Below are 5,735 nucleotides of genomic sequence, written 5' to 3'. Positions count from 1 at the left end.
TGTGGAGACTCCTCTGGCGGGGCGGTAGGGGTGAACTCTGCCGCTAGTCATGGGTCGCTGAAGCAGGAAGAAAGCAGCGATGCTGGGCAAAGTTCTGTTTTGTTCAGCGTTGCATAAGCCTTTCGGAGCGGACTTCTTCGGGTCAGGCAGAGGTAGCCGAGGCAACCGGTTGAGTGGATCCTGGATTTCCGGTCGCGCTGGCGTAACCTGGCGCAACATAGCCTCCCACCCCACTTCTCTCCCCCATCGCCGATGGGCTATTCCATCAACAGGCCCAAGTCCAGGTGAGGCTGCCACAGATCGGCCAGGCGCTCCAGCAATTGCTCCCGCTGCTGAGCATAGTGGCCCTCCAGATCCGGCAAGGGATCCCAGCCTTTTTGTCGGCGCAGCCAGTTCAGCCATTGTCGCCGCCACAGGTGGTTGTCAAACAGGCCATGCAGATAGCTGCCCCAAATCCGACCCGTGGGATCCCGCCAGCCCAGGTTCTCTTGCTCGAACAGCGGCAGGCAGCCAGAGGGATCCGCCTGGGTGGATCCCTGATGAATTTCGTACCCCTGAATGGGGGCCAGGGCAGGCCATCGGCTTTGGGTCTGCACCTGCTGGGTGACCTTGGTGGGTTGTAAAACGGTGGTCAAAGGGAGAAAGCCCAACCCCGAGTAGGTGCCGGCGATCCCCTCCCAGCCTTCGGGATCGGCGATGGTCTCTCCCAACATTTGCAGTCCGCCGCAAATGCCGACGATATGGCCGGAGTATTGGCGCAGTTGATCGGCCAAGCCGGTCTTTTGCAACGCGAACAGATCGTTGAGGGTGGTCTTGCTGCCGGGCAGGATAACCACATCCGGGGATCCCAAACTTTGGCCGGGGTGAACCCAGCGCAGATGGACGGTGGGCTCCGCCAACAAGGGGTCAAAATCCGAGAAATTGGCCACCTGGGGCAAACGCACCACAGCAATCTCCAGGCGCCCTTCCCTCAGGGCTTGGCGACCGGCCCGATCTTCCCAGAGCTGGGGGCTGGCCTCAATTCCCATCGAATCCTCTTGGGGCAGAACCCAATCCAACCAAGGCAAGACACCAACGACGGGGATCCCGGTGTAGTTTTCCAGCCAGTCCAGGCCGGGCTGCAACAATTCCCGCGAGCCCCGAAACTTGTTGATGACAATGCCCCGGATCAGGGCCCGTTCTTCGGGTTCCAGCAGCTGGAGTGTGCCCACCACATGGGCCAGCGCCCCACCTCGGTCGATGTCCGCCACCAGCCAAGTGGGGGATCCCAAATGCAAGGCAACCCGCATATTTGCCAAGTCCCGATGTTTGAGGTTCACCTCTGCTGGGCTACCTGCCCCCTCGCAAAGGATCCAGTCGTACTGCTGTTGTAGGCGAGCAAGGGCTTCTTTGACCGCTTGCCAGGCCGGCGCAAACCAGCGCTCGTAATACTCTCCGGCGCGGTAGGTGCCCACCGCCACTCCGTTCAAGACGATCTGGGAAGTCAGGTTGCCCTGGGGCTTCAGAAGGATTGGGTTCATCTCCACCGCAGGGGGAATCCCGGCAGCCCAAGCTTGCAGAGCCTGCGCGTAGGCGATCTCTTTGCCCTCTGGGGTGACATAGGCGTTGAGGGACATATTCTGAGCTTTGAAGGGGGCGACCCTTTTTCCCGCTTTCTTGAGAATGCGACAGAGGGCTGTCACCAAAAGGGTTTTGCCCACGTGGGAAGAAGTTCCCACCACCATCAAGGATCGACCTGAACAGCTCACCCCGGATCCCTCACCCTTGGTTTCTGGTTGTTGCCATTCTCTCCGCGGCCAGTCCTGCCAAGCCAGGGCCTCCGTTGGCAAAAGCGACCCCATGATTCCTCAGTTCCCCAGAGCAACGCGCCCTGCTGATGCCAAGAGCCGAAACCCCAGATCTGCACGGGATCCCAAGGGCTTGCGCCTTTGTGCTCTCGGTTGGATTTTAAGCTGGGGCAGATGGATTCGAACCACCGAATGGCGGGACCAAAACCCGCTGCCTTACCGCTTGGCGATGCCCCAATTCACATTGCTTAACCAGCTTAATTAATTTAGCGATGCAGCTTCGGGTCTGTCAACAGTTGCAGTGAGCTCCTATGCGTGGGGAAGCTGAAGCTCTTCGCCAAGGTCAGGGCCAATGTCAAGAGGAGTCACGGGGAGAGTGCGGGCTACCTCAAAGAAATAGGCGCGGATCTCCGGCCCGAAATAGATGACATCTCCACTCCTCAAGTAGTGAGTGGCCACCCGCGTGCCGTTAACAAACACCCCATTGGTACTGGACTGGCCCTTGCGGTTGCCGTCGATCAGGCAATAGGTAAACCCTGTCCGGTTGGACTTGGTGGGCACCCGCACCAGGTAAGCATGGCGACGCGAGACAAACCGATTGACGATCTGGATGGCGTTGGAGGGATCCCGTCCAAGCGTATAGATACTCTCCCGCAGGATGTAGCTGCAGGGCCGGACAGGATGGCAGATGGACAGGGTGAACTCCGGATGGGACACCGGCCGTTCAGGGACTTGATCGAACAAATCCGCCGGCAGATCAAAGCCCTGGCTGGGAAGAGGACTTTTCCCGCCAACCTCTGTGATGGAGGTGAAAAAATCGTCGTAGCTATGTGGCAAAGGTCTTCCCCCCTCAACGCTCAACGCCATTTACAGCAGCTTGGCTTTCCAAATTCAAAGTCTTATCTATAGTTCATAGTTCCCCAAAACCCTACTGCTTTCAAAGGAACTCTGGTCTTGGCGGGCTGCCGGAAAACCCACAAGCCCCAGTGTACTGTACTATACACCATAGGCAGCCTTGGAGATACCCCCTTTCCCCGGAAACTGGGCTTGGGCTCAGGTTGGGCCCATTTTGGTTTTCAGGAATCCCTTGGGAGCCTCAGCCTTCGCGGGCTATCCTGAGTAACAGATTCTTGAGGTAGGGGTGTGACAGAGGCCCTGCTGCGTCGGTTGGATGTGGCCACAGAAGCTGCCCTGGAGGCAGGAGCTTTGCTGCGCAGTTATGTGGGGGGCACCCTTGCCATTGAGGAGAAACGTCCGGGCGACTTGGTGACTGCGGCGGATCGCGCTTCCGAGGATCTCATCTTAAAAATCTTGAGGCGGCACTTCCCCGAAGATGTCATCTTGACCGAGGAATCAGGCCAGCAGGGATCCCCGGAGGGTGCCTACGCTTGGATGATCGATCCCCTAGATGGCACCACCAACTTTGCCCATGGCTACCCTTTTGCTGCCGTCTCCATCGGTTTGCTGCAGGGGCGGGAGCCGGTTTTGGGGGTTGTTTGTGATGTTTTTCGCGGGGATCTGTTTCGCGCCGTCCAAGGGATGGGGGCTACCCGCAACCGCCAACCCATTCGAGTCTCCACAACGGCTGAATTGTCTCGGAGCCTGCTGGTGACCGGCTTTGCCTACGATCGTCGCGAAACCCCTGACAACAACTACGCCGAGTTTTGCCACTTTACCCATCTCACCCAAGGAGTGCGGCGGGGCGGATCTGCAGCTCTGGATTTGGCCTATGTGGCCACCGGTCAGTTGGATGGCTACTGGGAGCGGGGCCTCTCCCCTTGGGACATTGCCGCAGGGATCGTTCTGGTGCGGGAGGCAGGCGGCAAGGTGACCGCTTATGATGGCAGCCCGGTGGACGTTTACAGTGGCCGACTGTTGGCCAGCAATGGCTGGTTACACGCTGCTCTGCAAGAAGAATTGGCCCAAGTACAGCCTTTGCCGGTCTCCTTTCCCATGCGGCGGGATCCACGCCCAGCCTATCAGAACCGGGAAAGCTCCCCAGTTGAGTTGAATTGAAGACAGAAGTAGCTGACGAATAATCGAGGAATAATCAAGAAGATTCCAAGAACCCTATGTTGGGCAGGGTAGATAGGAGATGGGTTAGCGGACTCCCCGGAAAACAGCGACATTGCTGCCGGGCGGCACAGTTCGGCCTGGCCCTCATCTTGGGAGCAATGGCCCTTGGGGTCGCCACTGCTGGCCCCGGCTACCCTCAGCCGGAACAAGGGAAGGTTGCCCCCACCGAGCGGGCACAGCCCCTCGATTCCCGTTGGGCCGAGATCCAGGCCCGGGGGCGCATTCGGGTTGGCTTGGATCCCAGTCTGGGGCCGGCCTATCTCTATACCGACTTGGAGCGACAAACCTACGCCGGCTTTGAGTGGGATATCCTGGAGGCGTTGGCCCAAACCCTTCAGGTGCAGGTGGATCCCATCTACGTGGCCTGGAGGGAGCAGTTGGCGGCCTTGCAAGCGGATGAGGTGGACTTGATCTGGGGAGCGCGGGAAGCTTTGGGCTTGGATCCGGAGCAGTTTCTGGCCACCCGGCCCTACTACCTCAGCCCGCAGCGCTTGGTGGTACGGGATCCCTCCCCCGCCTCCGGGCCAGAGGAACCGGCCATTGAAGCACTGTCGCAATTATTTGGCCGCAAAGTGGGCATCGTAGTCAATAGTACAGGGGCAGCCCTACTGGAGGCGTATAACGAGAGGAGGGGCAACGCCATTCGTCTCTTTGCCACCAGCAACCCTGAGCGCTTGTTTGCTCAGCTACAAGCCGGCCAGTTGGATGCCGTGCTGGTCGATCAGCCTGTTGCCGCCCTAAACCTGCGCCAAGCTGGATCCCGGCTGCGCCTGGTGGGGCCGCCCCTGTTCCCCATGCCTCTGGTGGGAGTAGTATCCTCTCAGCATCCTTCCCTGAAGGAAGCTGTGGATGGGGCGATTTCCAGCCTGATCGAAAACGGAACCTTGCAGCAGATTTTAGAGAAGTGGCAACTATGGGATCCAACTCTAATGTCCCCCGCCTCAACCGAGGACTAGCCCGCTACGAGACTGACCATTTCGCCATCTTAGGCGTGCCCCTTACCGCCGACTCCAAGGGGATCCGGCGCGGCTACCTGCAGGCGGCCAAGGCCCTCCACCCGGATCGGTTTGTGGGGGATCCCGAAGGTGCAGAGCGCGCCAACATCCTCTTTGCCAAGCTGGTCAACCCGGCCAACGAAGTGCTGACCAAAGAGCGGGAGCGAGGGGAATATGAAACGGTGCTCAAAATGCGGATCAAACGCCTTTTGGAGACGCCCCCCCCGGATCTTTGGCCCTCTGGGGAAGCCGTCAAGGGCTTGGCCGAGCACCCCCATTGGCAGGAAGAGTATGTCAGACGGGTGGAGAAGCTGGCCAAAGAGCAATACAGCTCCATGGAAACCCTGCTCGAGAAAACCGAGCAATTGAGCGAGCTGAACCTGGCCTATTTGTTGCTCAAGGCCGGCTACCAGGGGAGCCTAGCCCCTGCCTCTAGAACCACTACCGCGACCGGGATCCCAACCCCTTCCCCCAGCCGTACCACTGTGGGAGGGATCCCAGCCTCCCCCGTCGTTGCTCCGCCCACCCGTCCCCCTGTTCAGCCCGTTCCCACCCCACCGCCTGCCCCCAAGTTCAGCCCTGGGGAAACCCGCTTTATCCAAGCCTTGGACATGATCGAGCGCAAGCAATACCGGGATGCGGTGCAGTATCTGAACTTTGCCATCAGCGCTGAGCCCAACGTGGCCCGCTACTACCTGCACCGGGGCATTGCTCACCTGAAGCAGGGGAATGCTGGCATGGCCAAAGCAGACTTTATGCAAGCCAGTCGCCTAGAACCTGCCAACGCCGAGTTGATGGCAGAAGTGCGCCGTTGGATGCAGCAAGTCACCACTCAACAGCCCGTTCCCGTCCCCAAGGACTCCGTCCCGCCAACGCG

The 5,735-nt window shown here is 59.6% G+C and carries 5 protein-coding genes and 1 tRNA gene; 3 read left to right on the top strand and 3 right to left on the bottom strand.

All coding sequences use genetic code 11. The annotated features are described in order from the left end of the window. Nucleotides 1–257 precede the first annotated feature (257 nt). From NW819_RS04690 to NW819_RS04680, 3 genes are all read right to left on the bottom strand, one after another. Nucleotides 258–1,724 (bottom strand): cobyric acid synthase, encoded by a 1,467-nt coding sequence (locus NW819_RS04690; protein WP_414413041.1) that lies wholly within the window; start codon nucleotides 1,722–1,724, stop codon nucleotides 258–260. A 228-nt stretch (nucleotides 1,725–1,952) separates the two neighbouring features. After that, nucleotides 1,953–2,024 (bottom strand) — tRNA-Gln (locus tag NW819_RS04685). 72 nt (nucleotides 2,025–2,096) lie between these two features. Further along, complete coding sequence (locus NW819_RS04680) at nucleotides 2,097–2,654, bottom strand: FHA domain-containing protein (RefSeq protein WP_414356749.1); 558 nt, start codon at nucleotides 2,652–2,654, stop codon at nucleotides 2,097–2,099. 276 nt (nucleotides 2,655–2,930) lie between these two features. On the opposite strand from NW819_RS04680, the gene NW819_RS04675 reads away from it, so the two are divergent. From NW819_RS04675 to NW819_RS04665, 3 genes are all read left to right on the top strand, one after another. Then, nucleotides 2,931–3,803: an inositol monophosphatase family protein gene (locus NW819_RS04675; RefSeq protein ID WP_414384140.1), complete on the top strand. Its 873-nt coding sequence runs from the start codon at nucleotides 2,931–2,933 to the stop codon at nucleotides 3,801–3,803. A 158-nt stretch (nucleotides 3,804–3,961) separates the two neighbouring features. Next, nucleotides 3,962–4,819: an ABC transporter substrate-binding protein gene (locus NW819_RS04670; RefSeq protein WP_414413040.1), complete on the top strand. Its 858-nt coding sequence runs from the start codon at nucleotides 3,962–3,964 to the stop codon at nucleotides 4,817–4,819. After that, the coding region (locus NW819_RS04665; RefSeq protein WP_414413039.1) for a DnaJ domain-containing protein at nucleotides 4,777–5,735 on the top strand (959 nt) is incomplete at its 3' end. The genes NW819_RS04670 and NW819_RS04665, both read left to right, overlap by 43 nt.

The sequence above is a fragment of the Synechococcus sp. R8-2 genome (assembly GCF_047461715.1).
GTDB lineage: Bacteria > Cyanobacteriota > Cyanobacteriia > Thermostichales > Thermostichaceae > Thermostichus.
The sequence above is the reverse complement of the archived record's forward strand: the minus strand, read 5'-3'. Positions and strand labels throughout refer to the sequence as shown.